This is a genomic window from uncultured Roseobacter sp. (assembly GCF_947495025.1).
GTDB lineage: Bacteria > Pseudomonadota > Alphaproteobacteria > Rhodobacterales > Rhodobacteraceae > Roseobacter.
Genome location: NZ_CANLXG010000002.1, coordinates 191,209 through 209,745 on the forward strand (window position 1 = coordinate 191,209; position 18,537 = coordinate 209,745).

An 18,537-nucleotide genomic window follows, 5' to 3' on the forward strand; every position below is an offset into this window, starting at 1 on the left:
AGCAAGAGCAGACACCTCTCAGAAAGTCTGCCTGAAACTCTCCTCTGCTTCACCAGAGGTTTTACTGTCGACAGAAACCCTCCTGTGTCGAATCGCAGGAGGGTTTTTTGTTGCGATCCCAATTGTGACGACGGGCGTGCCTGTCCGGAAACAAAAAACCGGGCTGGCGCCCACTGGCACGCGTCAACAAACAATTAACTGTCTTTTTTGACAGAATGGGCCGGCATCGGTCAGTTTGTTCAGACCCTGTACACGAAAGAACTGTAAACTGTCTTTTCCGTGATCGTCGGTGGGGGCCGGCACGGGATGTGACCAACCGTTAAAAGGTGATTGCATGACCCCGACCCCACACGCTGCTTCCTCCGCCACGTCTCATCATGGCATGTCCCGCGTTCCCGGCCAGTCCTCGCCCGGAACCCGCATCGCAGATATCGCTGCTTTGCGCCCGGACGGCAGCATGGTGATCGGTCAGCGCCGGATCCCCGCACTTGCAGTTTTTGACGCCGCCTTTTCCGCCTTTGCGCAGGGCACCCTGATCCAGACACAACATGGCCAGACAGCCGTTGAAGACCTTCAGCCCGGCGACGCCGTCCTGACGTCTGATGGCCAGCACAGCGAGATTACCTGGATCGGTTCTGCATCGTTTGCGCCGACACAGGGAATGGGCCGTATGCCCCTCACTAGGATCATGGCTGACAGTTTCGGTGTGAGCCGGCCCGACAGTTTCGTCAGCCTTGGTGCTGGCGCACGCCTTTTACAGTCACAACCAGGGACCGCCAAGGCCCGCGACGGCCAGCAGGTGCTGACCCCTGCGCGCGCTTTCGTGGATGGTGTGAACGTCATCGAAATGTCGCCGCCGACGCCGGTGCGTCTGTTTCACATAGGCCTGCGCGGACATGCAGCGGTTGTTGCTGCAGGCCTAGAAGTGGAAAGCTATCATCCGGGTCGTGACCCGTTGCAGCATATGTCACAGACCCTGAGCGATGTGTTTATGTCGCTGTTTCCCCACATCAGCGCGCTGAGCGATTTTGGTCCGATGAAATTTGCGCGACTGTCCGGTGATGACGCCGATCTGACCGCGGCCTAGTCTCCGGACGCAAGCCGCTGTTCAAGCACGTCAAATGGCACACCGGGTTCATCCTTTGCGCCACGTATCACCAGTGACGTTTTGACACTGGCCACATTTGGCGTCGTCAGCAGTTCCCCGGTCAGGAATTTCTGGAAACTGGACAGGTCAGGCGCGGCGCACTTGAGAATAAAGTCGACTTCGCCGTTGAGCATGTGGCACTCGCGTACGAGAGGCCACGCCCGGCAGCGTTCCTCAAAAGCTGACAGATCTGCCTCTGCCTGGCTTGCCAGTCCGACCATAGCAAAGACCTGAACCTCAAACCCCAGTTCTCTGGCATCGACTTCTGCGTGATATCCGCGGATGTACCCGGCTTCTTCAAGGGTCCGCACGCGGCGCAGGCAGGGAGGAGCGGAGATACCCACCCGTTTTGCAAGCTCTACGTTGGTCATACGACCATCCGCCTGCAGTTCAGCCAGAATTTTCCGATCAATCGGATCAAGACGTGTTCCGGCCATAAGCCCCCCTTTGAATTTGCGGAAGTTATAACATCAACCGCGTCATGCGCAATAATATTTCGCAATCACGCAACAATATTTCCTTACACGCGCAAACGTAGCAGCCGGACCTGTAACTGACGCGGCGACGGCGGGGGTTTAAGACAACGCCGCCGGACTGTATATCGGGTCTGCTACACAGAGCCAGATTCTCGGGGGATCCAATGGGCGACACACGGAAAACACGCGTTCTTATTATCGGGTCCGGCCCGGCGGGATACACCGCAGGCATTTACGCCAGCCGTGCAATGCTTGAACCCATCCTGGTTCAGGGTATCGAGCCCGGCGGTCAGCTTACCACAACAACAGAAGTGGAAAACTGGCCCGGAGATACAGAAGTCCAGGGGCCCGACCTGATGGTGCGCATGGAAGCGCATGCAAAGGCCATGGGCACCGAGATCATCGGTGACATCATCAACGATCTGGACCTCAGCACCCGCCCTTTTGTCGCCACCGGTGACAGTGGCACGACCTATGTCGCCGACGCGGTCATTCTGGCGACCGGCGCGCGCGCAAAATGGCTGGGTCTGCCGTCAGAAGAAAAGTTCAAGGGCTTTGGCGTATCCGCTTGTGCAACATGTGACGGATTCTTTTACCGTGGTCAGGAGATTGTGGTCATCGGGGGCGGCAACACTGCCGTAGAAGAAGCACTTTTTCTGACAAACTTTGCGTCTAAGGTCACCCTGATTCACCGCCGCGATGAACTGCGTGCAGAAAAAATACTTATCGACCGGCTGATGAAAAATCCGAAAATTGAGCCCCTGTGGTTCCACGAGCTTGAGGAAGTCATCGGCACAGATGCTCCGCTGGGTGTTGAAGCTGTACGCGTGAAACACACTAAAACCGGCGAAATCAGTGAAATCACGGCAAAGGGTGTCTTTGTTGCAATCGGCCATGCTCCGGCAAACGAGCTGGTCGCCGACGTGCTGGAAACTCACATGGGCGGCTATGTCGTCACAAAGCCTGACAGCACCGAAACCTCCATCCCTGGCGTGTTTGCCGCTGGCGATCTCACAGATCACAAGTACCGCCAGGCCGTCACATCGGCGGGCATGGGGTGTATGGCAGCACTTGAGGCTGAACGTTTCCTCGCAGAGAACGAAACAGACGAGACCGCAGTGCTCTCAGAGAGTGCCGCGGAATAAAGCCGCATCGCCGAGGTGTTGCGTGCGTACGGTGGGTTAAGCCGCCCCAAACCTTGCAGACGGATAAAGCAGTCTGTGTCCACTGAGACACGCTGCTTTTTCGTCTCCTGCGAGGTCCAATATGCCCACCCGTGCCGCCCTTTCCCACATCCCTGGCCCTCCTGTTCCGCCGGTCATCGGCCACACCCTGACTATCGCGCGCGACAGCTATGGCACGCAGCAGGAATACATCCGGCGCTACGGCGACGTTTACAAAACCAGAATGCTCGGGGTCTGGCGGGTGAATATGTGCGGGCCAGATGCGCTGGAATACGTCCTGATGGATCAGGAGAAAAACTTCTCCTCCGAAGGTGGGTGGGACGCACTGGCGCGCATCTATCCCGGTGGTCTGATCCTCCAGGACTTTGATCACCACCGACAGAACAGGCGCATAATGAATTCGGCATTCCGGGCTTCGGCGATCCGGGATTATCGGGACCGCATGGCGGAAACGATGGCTGACCTGGTGACGACCTGGCCCAAGGACACGCCGTTCTGTTTTTATACCGCGATCAAGGATCTGACGCTGCGCGTCGGCGGCGCCGTGTTCATGGGTTTGCCGCTGGACGGTGATCTGGCAAAGCGCATCAACCGGGCGATCACTGATGAAATCCGCGCGTCGGTCACGCCGATCCGTCAGCCTTTTCCTCTGACACCGATGTGGCACGGTGTGCGCGGCCGGGATTTTCTGCGCGAAACCTTCCGGACAATGATCCCCGAGCGGCGCGCCAAAGGGGGAGATGATTTCTTCTCCCGCATGTGCCTGGCGCAGGATGAAGACGGCAAAGTCTGGACCGAGGATGAGATCCTGAACCAGTTCAACCTGCTGATCATGGCAGCCCACGACACGACGGCAACATCGCTTTCTGTGATGATGGCCGCACTTGGCAGCCATCCGGACTGGCAGAAACGTATTCTGCGCGAGGTAGCGGCACTGGGTAAGGGCCCTCTGGACGAGGAGGCCCTGAGCAGCATGACCGAAACCGACAAGGTTTTCCGCGAAGCGCTGCGCCTTGTGCCGCCGGTCCCGTTCATTCCCCGCAAGGCGTTGCGGGATTTCCACTGGCACGGCTACGATATCCCCGCGGGCACTTCGCTGGCGCTCAACCCCGGGGTAACGATGCTGTCGCCGGACCTCTACACAAACCCTGATACCTTCGACCCGGACCGTTTTTCACCCGAGCGTGCCGAGGACCAGCGTCACCGTTTTGCCTGGACGCCATTCGGCGGCGGCGCCCACAAGTGTATCGGCATGCATTTTGCGCGGATGCAGGTGAAGCTATTCGTTGCGACCCTTCTGCGGGATCACCATGTGGTCCTGCCCCATGGCGCACCGGACTGGCAACGGATGCCGATCCCGAAACCGAAAGGTGGTTTGCCGATCGTGCTTCGAAAGGGCGATCAGCATTTGCGCATGGCCGCCTGATCCGCCGGGGGGAATGTCACCTGACCCGACATCACAACCGTTCCGGCGCCGCTGACTTCAACACCTGAAATCGCATCGCGTGCTCCCAGCACGCGCACCTGCGCACGACCCGGACGGCCCATGCCATCGCCCTGCGCGGCAACAAATTCCGGGCGACTGATATGACCACCCTGCCAGAGGAACGCAGCCATCGCGCCCGTCGCCGATCCGGTAAAGGGATCCTCGGGCGGACTGGGCGGAGCAATCAGCAGGCGGCTGATGGTATCACTTCCCTCCGGAGTATCGTGCCGGGTCACCCAGAAGGGTTCCATCATATCCGTGCCCGGTTGCCCCAGATGATCAGCAAACCGGCGCAGTGCTGCAGCATCCAGTTCCAGGCTGTCCAGAACAGCCCTGTCTTTCAGCAGTGTTATGCAGAATGGCAGACCCGTCGACACAATCTGCGGGGGTGCAATGATGTCCTCTGGACTGATCCCGCCGACAGCGGCGACAAGGTCTTCCGGTAACCGCTGACCAAAGACCGGCGCATTCTGCGTCATTTTCACCCGGTTCCCCTGAACGGACACGGGGATATTGCCGGCCAGGGTTTCCAGCACCAGATCCCCGTCTCCGATTATGTTCCGCGCACGCAGGGCGACAACCGTGGCAATTGTCGGGTGACCGGCAAACGGGATTTCGCGGCTGGCCAGAAAATACCGCACGCGCAGATCGGCGACTTCAGACGGCCCGGTAAAAGTACATTCAACCAGTGATGTTTCCCGCACATATGCCATGCAGAGATCGTCGGGCAGACCGGCTCCGTCGTGCACAACGGCACATCCGTTTCCGCCAAAGGGCACATCAGAAAAGGCGTCGACCCAATCAAAACTGAACTGCATACCAGGCTCCATGAAAAAAGGCCGCAGGGAACTGCGGCCTTTTCAGAATTCAACGTTCCGGTGTCGGGGTCAATGCACCGCGACGGGTGCATAATCGTTCTGACGCGCAAGCCGGAACGCCAGTTTGCGGTCCGCAACCAGTGCCAGCTGCTGGCCCTCGGCGTCATGAACGGCGTAGAGGTGCTCAAACCCTTCAACCTGACCCTGAACTTCATCAGGCAGTTCTGCCACATCCACGGTCTTTACATAGACAATGCGGGTCGCTTCGGGTGCTGAATCAAATGCTTCTGTCATGTCTTACCCCTTCTTGATGCTGATCGTCTGAACGACCTTCTGTGGCCGCGCGCGGGTCAGATCCACGTGCAGCAGGCCGTTTTCCATCACGGCCTCGCCCACGTCGACGCCGTCTGCCAGAACAAAACTCCGCTGGAACTGCCGTGCAGCGATCCCGCGATGCAGGAAAATCCGCCCCTCGCTGTCGTCCGTCTGCCGTCCCCGGATGACCAGCTGGCGGTCTTCTACAGTGATCGACAGATCGTCTTCGGCAAAACCGGCCACCGCCAGCGTGATACGATAGGAAAAATCAGAGGTCTGTTCGATATTGAAAGGCGGATAGCCTTCGTTGCCGGATTTGGCGGTACGCTCAAGCAGGCGCTCCAGCTGCTCAAAACCCAGCATATGGGGATAAGATCCCAGCGTCATTTTCGTCATACGACACGTCCTTTGTGGTCAAGCGACAGTCATTCAGGGCCCCTTTTTGGCGACACCTGAGGTGAATATGGGGAGCATCCTTTGATGACGCAAGGGCTAGGCGGTTTGTCTGCGACACCCTATGTTATGTTCACTGCAGCTTTGGAATCACGCATGACATGAATGCCCCCTCGGATCTGTCGATGAAAACCGATGAGGTGCTGCGCGTGGAACTTGAGGTTTTCCGCCGTGAGCACCGCGACCTGGATGAAGCGATCCACGCGCTGGTCGAGAAAGGCGTGAGTGATCAGCTGACCCTGCAACGGCTGAAAAAGCGCAAGCTGCGGCTGAAAGACCTGATTGCACAGATCGAAGACCGCCTGACGCCCGACATCATTGCCTGACCCCTGGTTTTGGCTATAGTGCCGCTTCGCAAGTCACGGGCGTAAGGGGCCTTTTTCATGACCACCGTATCTGTCGGAATCATTATGGGCAGCCAGTCGGACTGGCCCACAATGTCCGAAGCAGCCGATATTATGGACGAACTGGGCGTCGCCTTTGAAAAACGCATCGTCTCTGCGCACCGGACGCCTGACCGCCTGTGGGACTATGGCAAAACGGCCGTGGACCGCGGGTTGCAGGTGATTATTGCAGGTGCAGGTGGGGCGGCGCATCTGCCTGGTATGATGGCCTCGAAAACCCGCGTGCCGGTGATCGGTGTACCGGTTCAGACGCGCGCTCTTTCGGGCGTCGATTCGCTCTATTCCATCCTCCAGATGCCCCGCGGCTATCCGGTCGCGACGATGGCCATCGGGGCCGCCGGTGCGAAAAATGCCGGGCTGATGGCGGCAGGTATCCTGGCTCTGCAGGACCAGGATCTGGCGCAACGCCTCGACGCCTGGCGCGCAGCCCTTTCTGCATCAATTCCGGAGAGCCCCGTCGATGAGTAACCCGCTGCCCGTCGGGGCGACAATTGGCATTCTGGGCGGTGGCCAGCTTGGCCGCATGCTGTCTGTCGCGGCCGCCCGCCTTGGACTTCGGGCCCACGTGTTTGAACCGGGTGCGGGCGCGCCCGCCGGTCATGTTTCGGAAGTGGTTACCACCGCATCTTATGACGACGCGCAGGCTTTGACCGCTTTTGCAAAAAGCGTCAGCGTGGTCACCTATGAGTTCGAGAACATCCCGACGGCCGCGCTGGATGTGATCGAAAACATTGTGCCCATCCGACCGGGACGCGAGGCGCTGCGCATCAGCCAGGACCGACTGACGGAAAAGACATTTCTCCAGGATCTCGGCCTTCAGGTCGCCCCTTTCGCAGGTGTGTCAGACCGGGCCGGTCTTGACGTGGCACTGGAACAGGCGGGCACGCCCTCTATCCTGAAAACGCGCCGGTTCGGCTACGACGGCAAGGGCCAGTCGCGGCTGATGTCACCGTCAGATGCGGACACTGCGTTCCGGGAGATGGGCGGCGAGGCGGCTGTTCTTGAAGGGTTTGTGAACTTTACCCATGAGGTTTCCGTGATCGCGGCCCGCAGTGAAAACGGCGATGTGGCCTGTTTCGATCCGGGCGAAAACGTACACCGTGACGGCATTCTTCACACCACAACTGTTCCCGCACGGCTGAGCGCGTCACAGCGCACCGATGCCGTTCTTATGGCAGCGAAAATCCTCAATGCCCTGGACTACGTCGGTGTTCTGGGTGTCGAGCTTTTTGTGACACCGGGCGGGCTGATCGTGAATGAAATCGCGCCACGGGTTCACAACTCCGGCCACTGGACCCAGAACGGCTGTGCCGTAGACCAGTTCGAGCAACACATTCGCGCCGTCGCAGGCTGGCCACTGGGAGACGGCTCGCGCTATGCGGATGTTGTGATGGAGAACCTTATCGGAGACGACATGCACAGGGTGCCGCAAATCGCCCGGGAAAAAGACGCTGCACTGCATCTCTATGGCAAAGCCGATATCAAGCCGGGCCGGAAAATGGGTCATGTCAACCGGATCGCCCGCTGATCCTGTGAATTTCAGGTAAACAGGCGGGATCCGAGCTCGCCCGACAGAAAGGTGAAACTGCCCCCCGCAAGGGAGGCAGCGACCCGGCGGGTTTTCTCGTGGAGGATAACGATATCAGCCCGTTTCCCGGCGTCCAGGGTGCCTCTGTCGTGAAGGCCAAGCGCCTTTGCAGGACCGTGCGAGACCAGCGACCACGCACCGGCAAAGTCGGTCACGCCGCTGTCTGCCAGCATGAGCGCCGCGCGGCGCGGGCTGGGGTAGTGATAGTCCGACGCCAGCGCATCACAGAGCCCCATCGCCACAAGTTCCACCGCGCTCGCGTTTCCCTTGTGCGAACCTCCGCGCACGACGTTCGGCGCGCCGAGGATGATCGTATCGCCCGTTTCCCGGGCGGCCTCGGCGGCTTCGGCTGTTTCCGGAAACTCGGCCAGTCTGGCACCCCGTGCATTCCAGGCGCTTCGTTCTGCCGCTGTATTGTCGTCATGGCTGCCCATAAGCACATTTCTTTCGGCCAGCCGTCCACACAGACGGTCCAGCGCCGCCGGCACATCAGCACGGCGCGCATGCAGTTCAAGCAACATCTCAAAATGGGCGTCCGGATTGCGCCCCGCCTTGAGAGCCTGGCCCGTCAGACGAGGTGGCCGCCGCCCTTCGGCGAGACGGTCATGCGGCAGATGATCATTGAACACGACGTAGTCCACACTCCAGTCCCGGAGCTTGTCGGGCAGGTCTTCGTACAGGTCCAGAAGGTGCATCTCGAGGCGCAGTTGCGCGCGGATATCTGTATCCAGCGTCGGCGCTGTATCCCGGATCGCCTCAAAGACCTTTTCGGCAAACTCCGGACCACGCACCCCACCTTCCCAGCTCACAAACTGCGCCAGAACACCGGTGGTAATGCCATTCGCCGCAAGCTCTGCGGCTGTTGCCACAAGACCTTCGGACATCTGCTTCATTGCCCCCCGCCGTGGTGCCAGATGCCGCTCAAACGCGTCTCCGTGCAGATCAACGATACCCGGCAAAACGAGAAACCCGCTCAGGTCGACAGGCCGCCCGACAGGTTCCTCCGCGATGAATCCACCGGCAAATGACAGTGTGTCGTGCTCCAGCCCCCGGGGCCGCAGAACGCGGGCATTTACAAGATCAAGGCTTACCAACTGCAGTTCCCACCCCTGGCATACAGCTGCCATCCGGACAGCCCAGCTGTCCAAGTACCGCATCAAGCCAGCTGAGAGAATGGTCAAATTCGCCGGCACCGAGAAAGGCCACCGTCTGCGCAATTACACGCGGGTTGTTCATCATAAAGGTATGCGTCACAGGCAGTACAATATGGTCCCGCATACCTGAAACCCGGGTTGACGCCACAGACACCTTGCCATCGTCACGCCCGGGAAGAAGCGAGGAGAAGTACGGGTTCAGTGACTGATCACCGGCGATCACACCAAGCTGAAAATTCACTGGGGGCAGACTGCGCGGGAGCGAGTCCGGTCCTGTTCCCAGTTGCGCACCGGCCGGGCCATTGATCCAGTCAAAAGCCTCGATGTCATCCAGTGCGTCAACCAGTTCGCTGCCCTGATTGGGCGGTGCCAGCATGACGACGCGGCCAATGGGCGCCTCGGGGTTGGCAGCTGCCCACTGGCGCACGAGGATGCCACCCATAGAATGGGTCACAAAATCAACTGTATTGCGTGGACCGCAGGACGAAACCGCATCCGGAACAGTGCGCCGGACCAGTTCCTCGACCTCAGCTGACGTGGACGGATATCCGGGACGGACAACCTGATAGCCTTCGGATGCCAGTGCTGCCTCCATCAGTGCAAAAGAAAACTCTGTACGCGCAAGACCGTGCAGCAAAACCACACAACGCGCCTGCGCCGGGGCGGCCAGGCCCCAGAACAGCGATACGACAACCAAAAGAACGCCTGCGTGTCTCATGATCATTGAGATAGGCGCAATTGCACCGTTACAAAAGAATGACGTCACGCGAAATTGCGGGGAATAAGATTCGGATGACTTCAAAAACGCCTCGTATCGCTGTGCGTGCTGTCATTGTGCATGAAGGCCGGCTGCTTATCGTCAACGCCTGGCCAGACGGCAAAAGCGATCTCATGTGCGCACCGGGTGGCGGTGCAGACCCGGGCACCAGTCTGCCCGAAAATCTCGCGCGCGAGGTGTATGAAGAAACCGGCCTGAGCATCGAGGTCGGTGTACCCTGTATGGTCAACGAGTTTCACGACCCGCGTATCGGCTTTCACCAGATCGAAGTGTTTTTCCGTTGTTGCATTGTTGGTGACGCAAGAATTGACCACGACTGGCGGGATCCGGAGAACATTGTCGATCAGCACATGTGGGTTACTGCCGATGAGCTGGATTCCGTGCGCTTAAAGCCAGACGGATTGCGCAGAGTTGCATTTTCCGATGATGAGACCGCTATTTACGACCCGCTTGAGACGATTGTGATGTAACCGCCAGAGCGATTCCGCCAAGAACAAGAGTGGCGGCGACGACAACCTGAATGGCAACGGGTTCTCCGAGAAGCACAGCACCGCCGGCGATCGCGATTACCGGAACGCTCAGCTGGACGACTGCTGCGACCGTCTGTTGCAGCTGCGGCAGAACCAGATACCACAGTGCATACCCCAGACCCGATGTCAGCGCGCCGCAGATCAGCGCGAGCAGGTATCCCGACGCCGTCACGTTCCTGTCCGGTGCCAGCAAAAAGAGTAACATGACTGGCAGACACAATAAAAAATTTGCACCGGTCATTGCCAGAGGGTCAGCAGCAGAACGGCCCGAGATCGTGTAGACGGCCCACCCGAGCCCTGCCAGTACCATAAAGGCCGCACCCACGATATCGGTCGGAGCAGCGTCACCGGGCCACAAAACAAGAAGTAACCCCGAAAAAGCGACGGCGGCCCCCGTCATCTGACGCAGCGTCGGGACCGAGCCGGTCAGAGCGCTGTGCGAAAACATCGTAATCTGCACAACGCCGAAAAGGATCAGAGCGCCAAGGCCTGCGTCCAGCGTCAGATAGGCCAGTGAAAATCCAATCATGTAGACGGCAAGGCTCAGCGCACCTACCGCCCTCTGATGCGGGCTGAATGCGTTTCCCTTTCCGCTGATTGCCAGAATTGCTGCGAGCACACTGGCACCTGCCAGCACACGCAGCAGCGCAAAACTGTAAGGGTCGGAAGCGCCTGTATCGACTGCCAGCCTGGTCAGCAGCGAATTGGAGGCGAAAGCCACCATAGTGACAACGGTCAGCAGTATCAGGCGCATTGCTTCCGATTAGCTGTTCGCATCAATGCGGCCAAGTACAATGTTCAGTTCACCAGACACCGTGCCGCAAATGTGATCACCCGGAAAACGGCCGACAAAACCGGAAGTTTTTCTATCGTTGCAGAGGCAATATGACTTTGACCCGCGTACCGCGGCCATCTCCGGCACTGCTCAGGGAAATCGAGCCGCCGTAGCGCAATGCGATTTTTCGCGCGATTGCGAGCCCCATACCGCTTCCTTCGACTTCATCGCGGGGGCGCAATGTGGTCATTGCGTCCATAACCTGGTTGCGGAAATCTTCGGGAATACCCGGACCATCGTCGCTGACACACAGGACAACACCGTCCTTTTCCTCATGCGCAGAAACGATGATTTTTCCCGCATCGCCATCGTGATGCTTGACTGCATTGGATATCAGGGCCGTCAGCAGGGTCAGGATGTCGCGCTCGCCAATCCGGACATGAGTGCAGTCAAAAGCGCTCACAAGCCTGAACCCACCGGGCAGAATTACCTCATCCAGCACCTCTTCGAGTACGCCCGCCAGATCCGCGGACACCATGTCCTGCATCCGCCCGACACGGGAGAACGTCAGAAGATCCACAAGCATGCGATCCAGCCGTCCGGTATGCCTGTTCATCAGCTCGATATTCCGGCCGATCGGACCATCCATCCGAACACCGGCTTCGGAAAGATCTTCTTCGATCCATTGTGGCAGTTCGATCAGGGCCCGGACGGAATTCCGGACATCGTGACTGATAAGATAGACGAAATCCTCGAACTCCTTCGACGCGCGAGCACTATCCGCGGGAACGGACCGGTCCGCATTGTCCGAAATCATATCAGGGTAATTCATAGACTGGACCTCAGAATTCAGTGTGAAGGTGGTGGTAACAGGCAGCCTTGAACACTCGGTTAACAGCGCCGCTCTGCCGGGAAACATCACCGGACAACGCTCTGTAAACCTCTTGAGCCTACAAGAGCGCCATCGCAGGGCGCCCCATTCAACCGGATGCGGGCTGCACAAAGACACAACGCAAACCCCGAGGAACGCACATGGCCGGACAACTGAACGATGCCACATTTCTGCTGGTCGATGACGACCAGATCAGCATCATGGCGATGCAGCGGGCAATGCGAAAACTGGAGATCGATAACCGCACGCTTGTCGCCCGGGATGGCCGGGAAGCACTTGATATTCTGCACAATGAGGTCGAAACCGCCGGGGGCGCACTGCCCCCGTTTATCGTGGCGCTCGACATCAACATGCCGCGTATGAACGGGATCGAATTTCTCGATGTCGTCAGCGCCGATCCGTCGCTTCAGGACATCGTGGTACTGCCCTTCTCCTCCCACGAGATCACACGTGACGCTCTCACTCCTTACGAACCACATGTTGCGGCGCATCTGTGCAAAGACAATCCGCGGGACAGCCTTTTTGCTGCGCTCAGTACGCTGGGTGGCGACAACCAGACAGCGTCGATACCGGCCTGAAACCGGCAGGTACGGACGAAAAAGGGCCCGCCTGAACGGCGGGCCCTGATTTTTCTGCAATGCCGGGGTGGCTTACATCATGCCGCCCATGCCGCCCATGTCGGGCATACCGCCAGCAGGTGCTGCGCCCTCTTTGGCCGGCTTGTCAGCAACCATTGCCTCGGTGGTGATCAGCAGACCTGCCACGGATGCCGCGTCCTGCAGAGCAGTCCGGACAACTTTGGCCGGGTCGATCACACCAAAGGCAAACATATCGCCGTACTCTTCGGTCTGCGCATTGAAGCCGAATGTGACGTCGGAGCTTTCGCGGACCTTGCCCGCCACAACAGCACCGTCAACGCCCGCGTTCTCTGCAATCTGGCGCAGGGGCGCTTCGATGGCTTTACGCACGATGTTAATGCCGACGTTCTGGTCGTTGTTCACGCCTTCGAGACCGTCCAGAGCTTTGCCTGCCTGAACCAGAGCAACACCACCACCGACGACGACGCCTTCCTGAACAGCGGCACGTGTCGCGTTCAGAGCATCGTCCACGCGGTCTTTGCGCTCTTTCACTTCGACTTCTGTCATGCCGCCAACGCGGATCACAGCAACACCGCCTGCCAGTTTGGCAACACGTTCCTGCAGTTTCTCACGGTCGTAGTCGGATGTGGTTTCTTCGATCTGAGTGCGGATCTGAGCAACACGTGCTTCGATCTCGGCTTTCTCGCCGGCACCGTCAACGATTGTTGTCTCGTCCTTGGTGATCTGCACTTTCTTGGCCGAACCCAGCATGTCCATCGTGACGGACTCGAGTTTCATGCCCAGATCCTCGGAGATCACCTGACCGCCTGTGAGGATTGCGATGTCCTGCAGCATGGCTTTGCGGCGATCGCCGAAGCCCGGTGCTTTGACAGCTGCGATTTTCAGACCGCCGCGCAGTTTGTTCACGACCAGAGTTGCCAGCGCTTCGCCTTCAACATCTTCTGCAATGATCAGCAGCGGTTTCTGAGACTGGATAACCTGCTCGAGCAGCGGCACCATCGGCTGCAGCGAGGACAGCTTTTTCTCGTGCAGCAGCACAATGCAGTCTTCCAGCTCGGTGGTCATTTTGTCAGCGTTGGTGACAAAGTAGGGGCTCAGATAGCCGCGGTCGAACTGCATGCCCTCGACGACGTCTGTTTCTGTTTCCAGACCTTTGTTTTCCTCGACGGTGATAACGCCTTCGTTGCCAACCTTCTGCATCGCGTCTGCGATCTGCTGACCGATTTCAGCTTCGCCGTTGGCAGAGATCGTGCCGACCTGCGCAACTTCTGCGCTGTCGTTAACTTCACGGGACGCGGATTTGATTGCTTCAACCACTTTGGTTGTTGCCAGATCGATACCACGCTTGAGGTCCATCGGGTTCATGCCAGCGGCAACCGATTTCATACCTTCTTTTACGATGGCCTGTGCCAGAACAGTCGCGGTTGTTGTACCGTCGCCTGCTTCATCATTGGTGCGGCTGGCCACTTCTTTGACCATCTGCGCGCCCATGTTCTCGAACTTGTCCTCGAGATCGATTTCCTTGGCTACGGAAACACCATCTTTTGTGATGCGCGGAGCGCCGAAGGATTTGTCCAGAACCACGTTACGGCCTTTGGGGCCCAGGGTCACTTTGACCGCGTCTGCCAGGACGTTCACGCCCCGCAGCATACGGTTGCGGGCATCGGTGTCGAATTTGACGTCTTTTGCCATGTTGTCTTCTCCTCTTGAGAAATATCAGTTTGAAGTCAGCGAAAGGTTCAGAGCAGCGGTTGCGCTTACTCGATGATCCCCATGATGTCGCTTTCTTTCATCATCAGCAGTTCTTCGCCTTCGAGCGACACCTCTGTGCCGGACCATTTGCCGAACAGGATTTTGTCACCAGGCTTTACAGCCATCTCGATCAGCTCGCCGCTGTCCTTGCGTGCGCCTGCACCGCAAGCCACCACTTCGCCCTCGGAGGGCTTCTCTTTTGCGCTGTCGGGGATGATCAGTCCGCCAGCAGTTTTCTCTTCGCTTTCCGTGCGGCGTACCAGCACGCGGTCATGAAGCGGTTTCAATGCCATCTTTGCAGCTCCTTGAGGCTCAAAGTTTCTCCCATTCAGAGCCCCCGCAGCAGTTGCGCGGCGGCCCGTTATCACTCGACAGTGGTGAGTGCTAACGGCGCATAGCTAAGGAAGGGTCCGGTGGCTGTCAACCAGAGGCATTGCAAAATTTTTATGAATCTTCGCGGGCCATCTCAGCCGGTGCCAAGGATGTCGCTCGCAGCTGTAACCGCCGATGCGCCCGCAGGCGTCAGACCGTAAATTCCCTTTTCCACCCTCTCAAACCAACCGTAGTGATCATCAGCCATCATCCGCGTCGCGCGGGACACGCCGGTTTCACGCGCCACATCCGCGCCTTTGCTCGCACCGGCTTCGAAAAGGTAGAGCGCAATTTTAAGGGCGTCCTGCCGATAGGCTGTGACAAGACCTTTGCGGGTCTGTCCACCTTCGTTCGGATCTCCCTGCCGTCGCGCAAATTCACGCAGCAGCGCAGTCTGACGCTTTCCCGATTTGCGCGGGCTGAACGGGCCCGGATCACAATGCACCTCGACCAGCTCATCCGACAGGCGCACTGTGATCAGCCCCAGCCCAAGGCGACGCGCCAGGCCCGTATTGTCCTTCAGTGCCCTTGCGAAGCGTTTGCCCGGCTGACGCGCCACTGCCAGATAGACATCGTCCGTTACTGCCTGTCGCGCAATGCACTGATGAAAAAGCGCGAGTGAAAATCCGAGCTTCAGCTCGACCACAACCGGCGGCTCGCCCCCTCTGACAGCAACCACATCGGCGGCCCCGACTTCGGCCTTCACCACATACCCCTGATCCTCAAGAAAGGATTTTACAGGGGGATAAAGGTTTGTCTCGCTGGGTTTCGTCACTTTTTCCGTCCCGGAACCGGTTGGCTTGATCCTGCCCGCAACGGACGCCCGACCGCAACCTCCATCCGCTGTAAACCACGATGCCGCACTGCAGCAGGCGCGGGGTGACAACGCAGAGCACCATGCTATAAGGCCCGCGAATTCAGTTGCATTATCAGGAACACAAAAATGACCACGCTCGTTTTCGGCCACAAGTCCCCCGACACCGACAGCACAGGATCGCCCATTATCTGGGCCTGGTATCTCAACCAGATCAAAGGCGAAAAGGCCGAGGCCGTGTTGTTGGGTGACCCAAATACCGAGGCAAAATTCGTCGTCGAACGCTGGGGGCTTACCATGCCGCGTGTTCTAGGCCGTCTCGATGAAGACGCACCTGTTGTGATCGTTGACACCAACAACCCTGCGGAGCTGCCGGACAATATCAATGACGCCGACATCCGCCAGATTATCGACCACCACAAACTGGTCGGCGGACTGGAAACGAAAGGGCCGATCGACATCCGTATCGAACCACTCGCCTGTACGGCCACCATCATGTGGAAGATGATCGGCAAGGACATGGCGCAGATGCCTGAAAACGTCAAAGGCGCCATGCTGTCGTGCATTCTGTCGGACACGCTGGAGTTCCGTAGCCCGACAACCACGCAGGAAGACAAGGCAATTGCGCATGATCTGGCCAAAGATCTGGGCGTTGATATTGCAGAATACGCAGCCGAAATGTTCGCGGCAAAATCCGATGTCTCTGCCTTTTCAGAAGCAGAACTGCTGCGCATGGACAGCAAGGAATACGCGGTTGGCGGCAAGCAGTTCCGGGTGTCGGTTCTGGAAACCACCTCACCGGCGCAGGTTCTTGACCGCAAGGATGCGTTGATGGCGGCCATGCCCGGCGTAGCCAAAGAAGACGGCGCTGACGAAGTACTGCTTTTTGTCGTCGACATCCTGAATGAAGAGGCAACTCTGCTGGTGCCCAACGACACTGTGAAAACCGTGGCCGAGAAAAGCTTTGATGCCGCAGTGGATGGCGACACGGTCGTATTGCCCGGCATAATGAGCCGCAAAAAACAGATCATCCCGAATCTCGCGGTCTAACCATTTTTCAAATGCCATAATTTTTCCGAACGGCGCCGCATTGGCGCCGTTTTGCCACGCCACGCAGGGCATATGACCCTGACCGCTGTTCTTTTCTATCTCGTTCCGCTGAATGCCATGACCTGGATGGCATTCCGTTCCGACAAACATCGCGCGCTGGCAAAGACACGCCGGATACCCGAAATCACACTGCTTGCCCTGTCGCTCTGCGGTGGCTGGCCCGCGGCGAAACTGGCACAGCGCAGGTTCCGGCACAAAACCAGAAAGCAGCCTTTTGGGTTTATGCTGAATGTCGTCCCTGTGATCTGGGCAGGTGTTATCGTGGTGCCGCTTGCGCTGAGTCATCTTGAGACACTGGAGTTCTCCGGCTTCGGCGCGAAGAAAGATCGCGACACACCCCGGTTTTTTCAGAGCGTCAGCAACTGAGCAGAGCTTTTGTCTGGCGATTACACGGCCAGTCCGGCATAGAACGGCAACAGCTCCCAGTTCAGGATACCGCTCAGAATGACCCGGATCATCTCCGCACTTGCCGAAATTTCCGCGCAATATGACGCGCTTTTTGTCGATCTGTGGGGCTGCGTGCACAACGGCGTGCAGGCTCTCCCTGGTGCCGTCTCGGCGCTGCAGAAATATCGCGCAAGCGGGGGCAAGGTAGTACTCGTCACCAACTCCCCACGTCCGCGGGCCGGCGTTCGCAAACAGCTGGTCCACTTTGGCGTGCCGGATGATGCCTGGGACACCATTGCCACATCAGGCGACAGCGCCCGGTCAGCCATGTACCGGGGTGTCGTCGGGAAAAAGGTCTGGCACATCGGGCCACCCACTGACCTGAAATTCTTTGAACCGATCAACGTCGTCGATAACCCGCTGGTCATAGAGAGGGTGGCGCTGGAAGACGCCGAGGGAATGGTCTGCACCGGCCCGTTCGACAGCCTCGCAGAGCCCGCTGTCATGCGCCCACAGTTTCTGATGGCCAAGCAGATGGGCCTGAAACTCCTGTGTGCCAATCCGGATATCGTGGTGGACCGGGGCGAGGTCCGCGAATGGTGTGCCGGTGCCCTGGCCGCTCTGTATACTGAAATGGGCGGTGAGAGCCTCTATTTCGGCAAACCCTATCCGCCGATCTATGATCTCGCACGCCGCAGGCTGGCGGAGCTGGGCGCGCGCGTCCCGGACGACCGGATTCTGGCAATCGGTGACGGCATACTCACCGACATAGCCGGGGCCATGGGAGAGGATATTGATTCGCTGTTTATTTCCGGCGGCCTTGCGGCAGAAGAAACAAAGACTTCTGAGCAACCCGATCCGGATGCGCTAGCCTCCTATCTTTCAAAGGAAAAATCGAGTCCGACCTTTACAATAGGGCATTTGCGCTGACCTATTTTTCCCTTGATTTTCTGCGCCCGCAAAGTAATTAAGTTTCAACTTTAGTGTCGTAAGTTTCAGAAAATTACCGGAAGGCGCGCAATGTTGGATAACCTGCCCCGAGGCACGATCTGCATCGAAGACATCGAAATGGGGATGTCCCGCTACCTTCAGAAGGTAGTGACGGACGAAGACATCGAAATGTTTGCGCAGATCTCCACGGACCGGAACCCGGTACACCTGGACGATGACTACGCACGCGATACGATCTTCGGGGGGCGCATCGCACACGGGATGCTGACCGCGGGGCTGATTTCTGCGGTGATCGGTGAACAGCTGCCCGGCCACGGTACGGTATACCTTGGCCAGTCCCTGAAGTTCCTCGCACCGGTCCGCCCGGGCGATCTGGTGCACGCCGAGGTCACTGTTACCGACATTGATCCCGCCAAACGCAGGGTCCGGATGGAGTGCCAGTGTAGCGTCGACGGCAAAAAGGTACTGGCAGGCGAAGCGACTGTCCTGGCGCCCTCGCGCAAATTCGACTGATCGCGCGCTCCTGAAAGCGCCTCTCACGGCTTGCACCTG

General features: G+C 58.5%; 23 protein-coding genes. 12 read left to right on the forward strand and 11 right to left on the reverse strand.

The annotated features are described in order from the left end of the window. Positions 1-334: 334 nt before the first annotated feature. Positions 335-1,087, forward strand: coding sequence for a Hint domain-containing protein (locus tag Q0792_RS08975; protein ID WP_298839168.1), 753 nt, complete (start codon positions 335-337; stop codon positions 1,085-1,087). Here Q0792_RS08975 and Q0792_RS08980 read toward each other — a convergent pair. Continuing rightward, a complete protein-coding gene (locus tag Q0792_RS08980) occupies positions 1,084-1,584 on the reverse strand; it encodes an Lrp/AsnC family transcriptional regulator (protein WP_298839171.1) in 501 nt (166 codons plus the stop codon). The two genes, Q0792_RS08975 and Q0792_RS08980, sit on opposite strands and share 4 nt — an antisense overlap. A 203-nt stretch (positions 1,585-1,787) precedes the next feature. Between Q0792_RS08980 and trxB the strand changes: the two genes are divergently transcribed. Further along, positions 1,788-2,768, forward strand: a complete 981-nt coding sequence (trxB, locus tag Q0792_RS08985; protein ID WP_298839174.1) for a thioredoxin-disulfide reductase — start codon at positions 1,788-1,790, stop codon at positions 2,766-2,768. A 121-nt stretch (positions 2,769-2,889) separates the two neighbouring features. Continuing rightward, a complete protein-coding gene (locus tag Q0792_RS08990) occupies positions 2,890-4,233 on the forward strand; it encodes a cytochrome P450 (protein ID WP_298839176.1) in 1,344 nt (447 codons plus the stop codon). Here Q0792_RS08990 and Q0792_RS08995 read toward each other — a convergent pair. The 3 genes from Q0792_RS08995 to Q0792_RS09005 all read right to left on the reverse strand — a co-directional run bounded on the left by Q0792_RS08995 (position 4,209) and on the right by Q0792_RS09005 (position 5,822). Further along, the gene (locus Q0792_RS08995) at positions 4,209-5,111 is read right to left on the reverse strand and encodes a PhzF family phenazine biosynthesis protein (protein WP_298839180.1); all 903 of its coding nucleotides are present in this window, start codon (positions 5,109-5,111) and stop codon (positions 4,209-4,211) included. The genes Q0792_RS08990 and Q0792_RS08995 overlap by 25 nt on opposite strands. Before the next feature lie 69 nt (positions 5,112-5,180). Beyond that, on the reverse strand, positions 5,181-5,405 hold the full coding sequence (locus tag Q0792_RS09000) for a DUF1150 family protein (RefSeq protein WP_298839182.1): 225 nt from the start codon (positions 5,403-5,405) through the stop codon (positions 5,181-5,183). A 3-nt stretch (positions 5,406-5,408) separates the two neighbouring features. Beyond that, the gene (locus Q0792_RS09005) at positions 5,409-5,822 is read right to left on the reverse strand and encodes an Hsp20 family protein (protein WP_298839185.1); all 414 of its coding nucleotides are present in this window, start codon (positions 5,820-5,822) and stop codon (positions 5,409-5,411) included. A gap of 158 nt (positions 5,823-5,980) precedes the next feature. Between Q0792_RS09005 and Q0792_RS09010 the strand changes: the two genes are divergently transcribed. From Q0792_RS09010 to Q0792_RS09020, 3 genes are read left to right on the forward strand one after another with little or no spacing between them, the layout of a single operon-like run. Next, positions 5,981-6,205 carry a DUF465 domain-containing protein gene (locus Q0792_RS09010; protein WP_298839188.1) on the forward strand — a complete coding sequence of 75 codons (225 nt, stop codon included), beginning with the start codon at positions 5,981-5,983 and terminating at the stop codon, positions 6,203-6,205. A gap of 57 nt (positions 6,206-6,262) precedes the next feature. Continuing rightward, positions 6,263-6,751, forward strand: coding sequence for a 5-(carboxyamino)imidazole ribonucleotide mutase (gene purE / locus Q0792_RS09015; RefSeq protein ID WP_298839191.1), 489 nt, complete (start codon positions 6,263-6,265; stop codon positions 6,749-6,751). After that, positions 6,744-7,811: a 5-(carboxyamino)imidazole ribonucleotide synthase gene (locus Q0792_RS09020; protein ID WP_298839194.1), complete on the forward strand. Its 1,068-nt coding sequence runs from the start codon at positions 6,744-6,746 to the stop codon at positions 7,809-7,811. Before purE ends, Q0792_RS09020 begins: the two co-directional genes overlap by 8 nt. A gap of 11 nt (positions 7,812-7,822) precedes the next feature. Here the strand turns inward: Q0792_RS09020 and Q0792_RS09025 are convergent, their stop codons facing one another. Further along, positions 7,823-8,998, reverse strand: coding sequence for an alpha-D-ribose 1-methylphosphonate 5-triphosphate diphosphatase (locus tag Q0792_RS09025; RefSeq protein ID WP_298839196.1), 1,176 nt, complete (start codon positions 8,996-8,998; stop codon positions 7,823-7,825). Next, positions 8,952-9,743, reverse strand: a complete 792-nt coding sequence (locus Q0792_RS09030) for an alpha/beta fold hydrolase (RefSeq protein ID WP_298841804.1) — start codon at positions 9,741-9,743, stop codon at positions 8,952-8,954. Before Q0792_RS09030 ends, Q0792_RS09025 begins: the two co-directional genes overlap by 47 nt. Positions 9,744-9,817: 74 nt before the next feature. Here Q0792_RS09030 and Q0792_RS09035 point away from each other — a divergent pair, with 74 nt between their 5' ends. Continuing rightward, positions 9,818-10,273, forward strand: coding sequence for an NUDIX domain-containing protein (locus Q0792_RS09035; RefSeq protein ID WP_298839199.1), 456 nt, complete (start codon positions 9,818-9,820; stop codon positions 10,271-10,273). On the opposite strand, the gene Q0792_RS09040 is transcribed toward Q0792_RS09035, so the two are convergent. Together Q0792_RS09040 and Q0792_RS09045 are read right to left on the reverse strand one after the other, a co-directional pair. After that, positions 10,239-11,087, reverse strand: coding sequence for a DMT family transporter (locus Q0792_RS09040; RefSeq protein WP_298839202.1), 849 nt, complete (start codon positions 11,085-11,087; stop codon positions 10,239-10,241). The genes Q0792_RS09035 and Q0792_RS09040 overlap by 35 nt on opposite strands. 112 nt (positions 11,088-11,199) lie before the next feature. After that, positions 11,200-11,940 carry an ATP-binding protein gene (locus Q0792_RS09045; protein ID WP_298839204.1) on the reverse strand — a complete coding sequence of 247 codons (741 nt, stop codon included), beginning with the start codon at positions 11,938-11,940 and terminating at the stop codon, positions 11,200-11,202. A 200-nt stretch (positions 11,941-12,140) separates the two neighbouring features. On the opposite strand from Q0792_RS09045, the gene Q0792_RS09050 reads away from it, so the two are divergent. Next, a complete protein-coding gene (locus Q0792_RS09050; protein WP_298839206.1) occupies positions 12,141-12,578 on the forward strand; it encodes a response regulator in 438 nt (145 codons plus the stop codon). Between the two features lie 72 nt (positions 12,579-12,650). On the opposite strand, the gene groL is transcribed toward Q0792_RS09050, so the two are convergent. The 3 genes from groL to Q0792_RS09065 form a co-directional block, all read right to left on the reverse strand. Beyond that, positions 12,651-14,291 (reverse strand): chaperonin GroEL, encoded by a 1,641-nt coding sequence (gene groL, locus Q0792_RS09055; protein WP_298839211.1) that lies wholly within the window; start codon positions 14,289-14,291, stop codon positions 12,651-12,653. A 65-nt stretch (positions 14,292-14,356) separates the two neighbouring features. Further along, positions 14,357-14,644, reverse strand: coding sequence for a co-chaperone GroES (locus Q0792_RS09060; RefSeq protein ID WP_298839213.1), 288 nt, complete (start codon positions 14,642-14,644; stop codon positions 14,357-14,359). Positions 14,645-14,817: 173 nt separating this feature from the next. Continuing rightward, positions 14,818-15,498, reverse strand: a complete 681-nt coding sequence (locus tag Q0792_RS09065; protein ID WP_298839216.1) for a DUF2161 domain-containing phosphodiesterase — start codon at positions 15,496-15,498, stop codon at positions 14,818-14,820. 168 nt (positions 15,499-15,666) lie between these two features. Here Q0792_RS09065 and Q0792_RS09070 point away from each other — a divergent pair, with 168 nt between their 5' ends. The 4 genes from Q0792_RS09070 to Q0792_RS09085 all read left to right on the forward strand — a co-directional run bounded on the left by Q0792_RS09070 (position 15,667) and on the right by Q0792_RS09085 (position 18,498). After that, positions 15,667-16,587 (forward strand): manganese-dependent inorganic pyrophosphatase, encoded by a 921-nt coding sequence (locus Q0792_RS09070; RefSeq protein ID WP_298839219.1) that lies wholly within the window; start codon positions 15,667-15,669, stop codon positions 16,585-16,587. 72 nt (positions 16,588-16,659) lie between these two features. Then, positions 16,660-17,013 carry a DUF1294 domain-containing protein gene (locus Q0792_RS09075; protein ID WP_298839223.1) on the forward strand — a complete coding sequence of 118 codons (354 nt, stop codon included), beginning with the start codon at positions 16,660-16,662 and terminating at the stop codon, positions 17,011-17,013. A 78-nt stretch (positions 17,014-17,091) separates the two neighbouring features. Further along, positions 17,092-17,964: a TIGR01459 family HAD-type hydrolase gene (locus tag Q0792_RS09080; RefSeq protein ID WP_298839226.1), complete on the forward strand. Its 873-nt coding sequence runs from the start codon at positions 17,092-17,094 to the stop codon at positions 17,962-17,964. 90 nt (positions 17,965-18,054) lie between these two features. Next, on the forward strand, positions 18,055-18,498 hold the full coding sequence (locus Q0792_RS09085; protein WP_298839229.1) for a MaoC family dehydratase: 444 nt from the start codon (positions 18,055-18,057) through the stop codon (positions 18,496-18,498). Positions 18,499-18,537 lie beyond the last annotated feature (39 nt).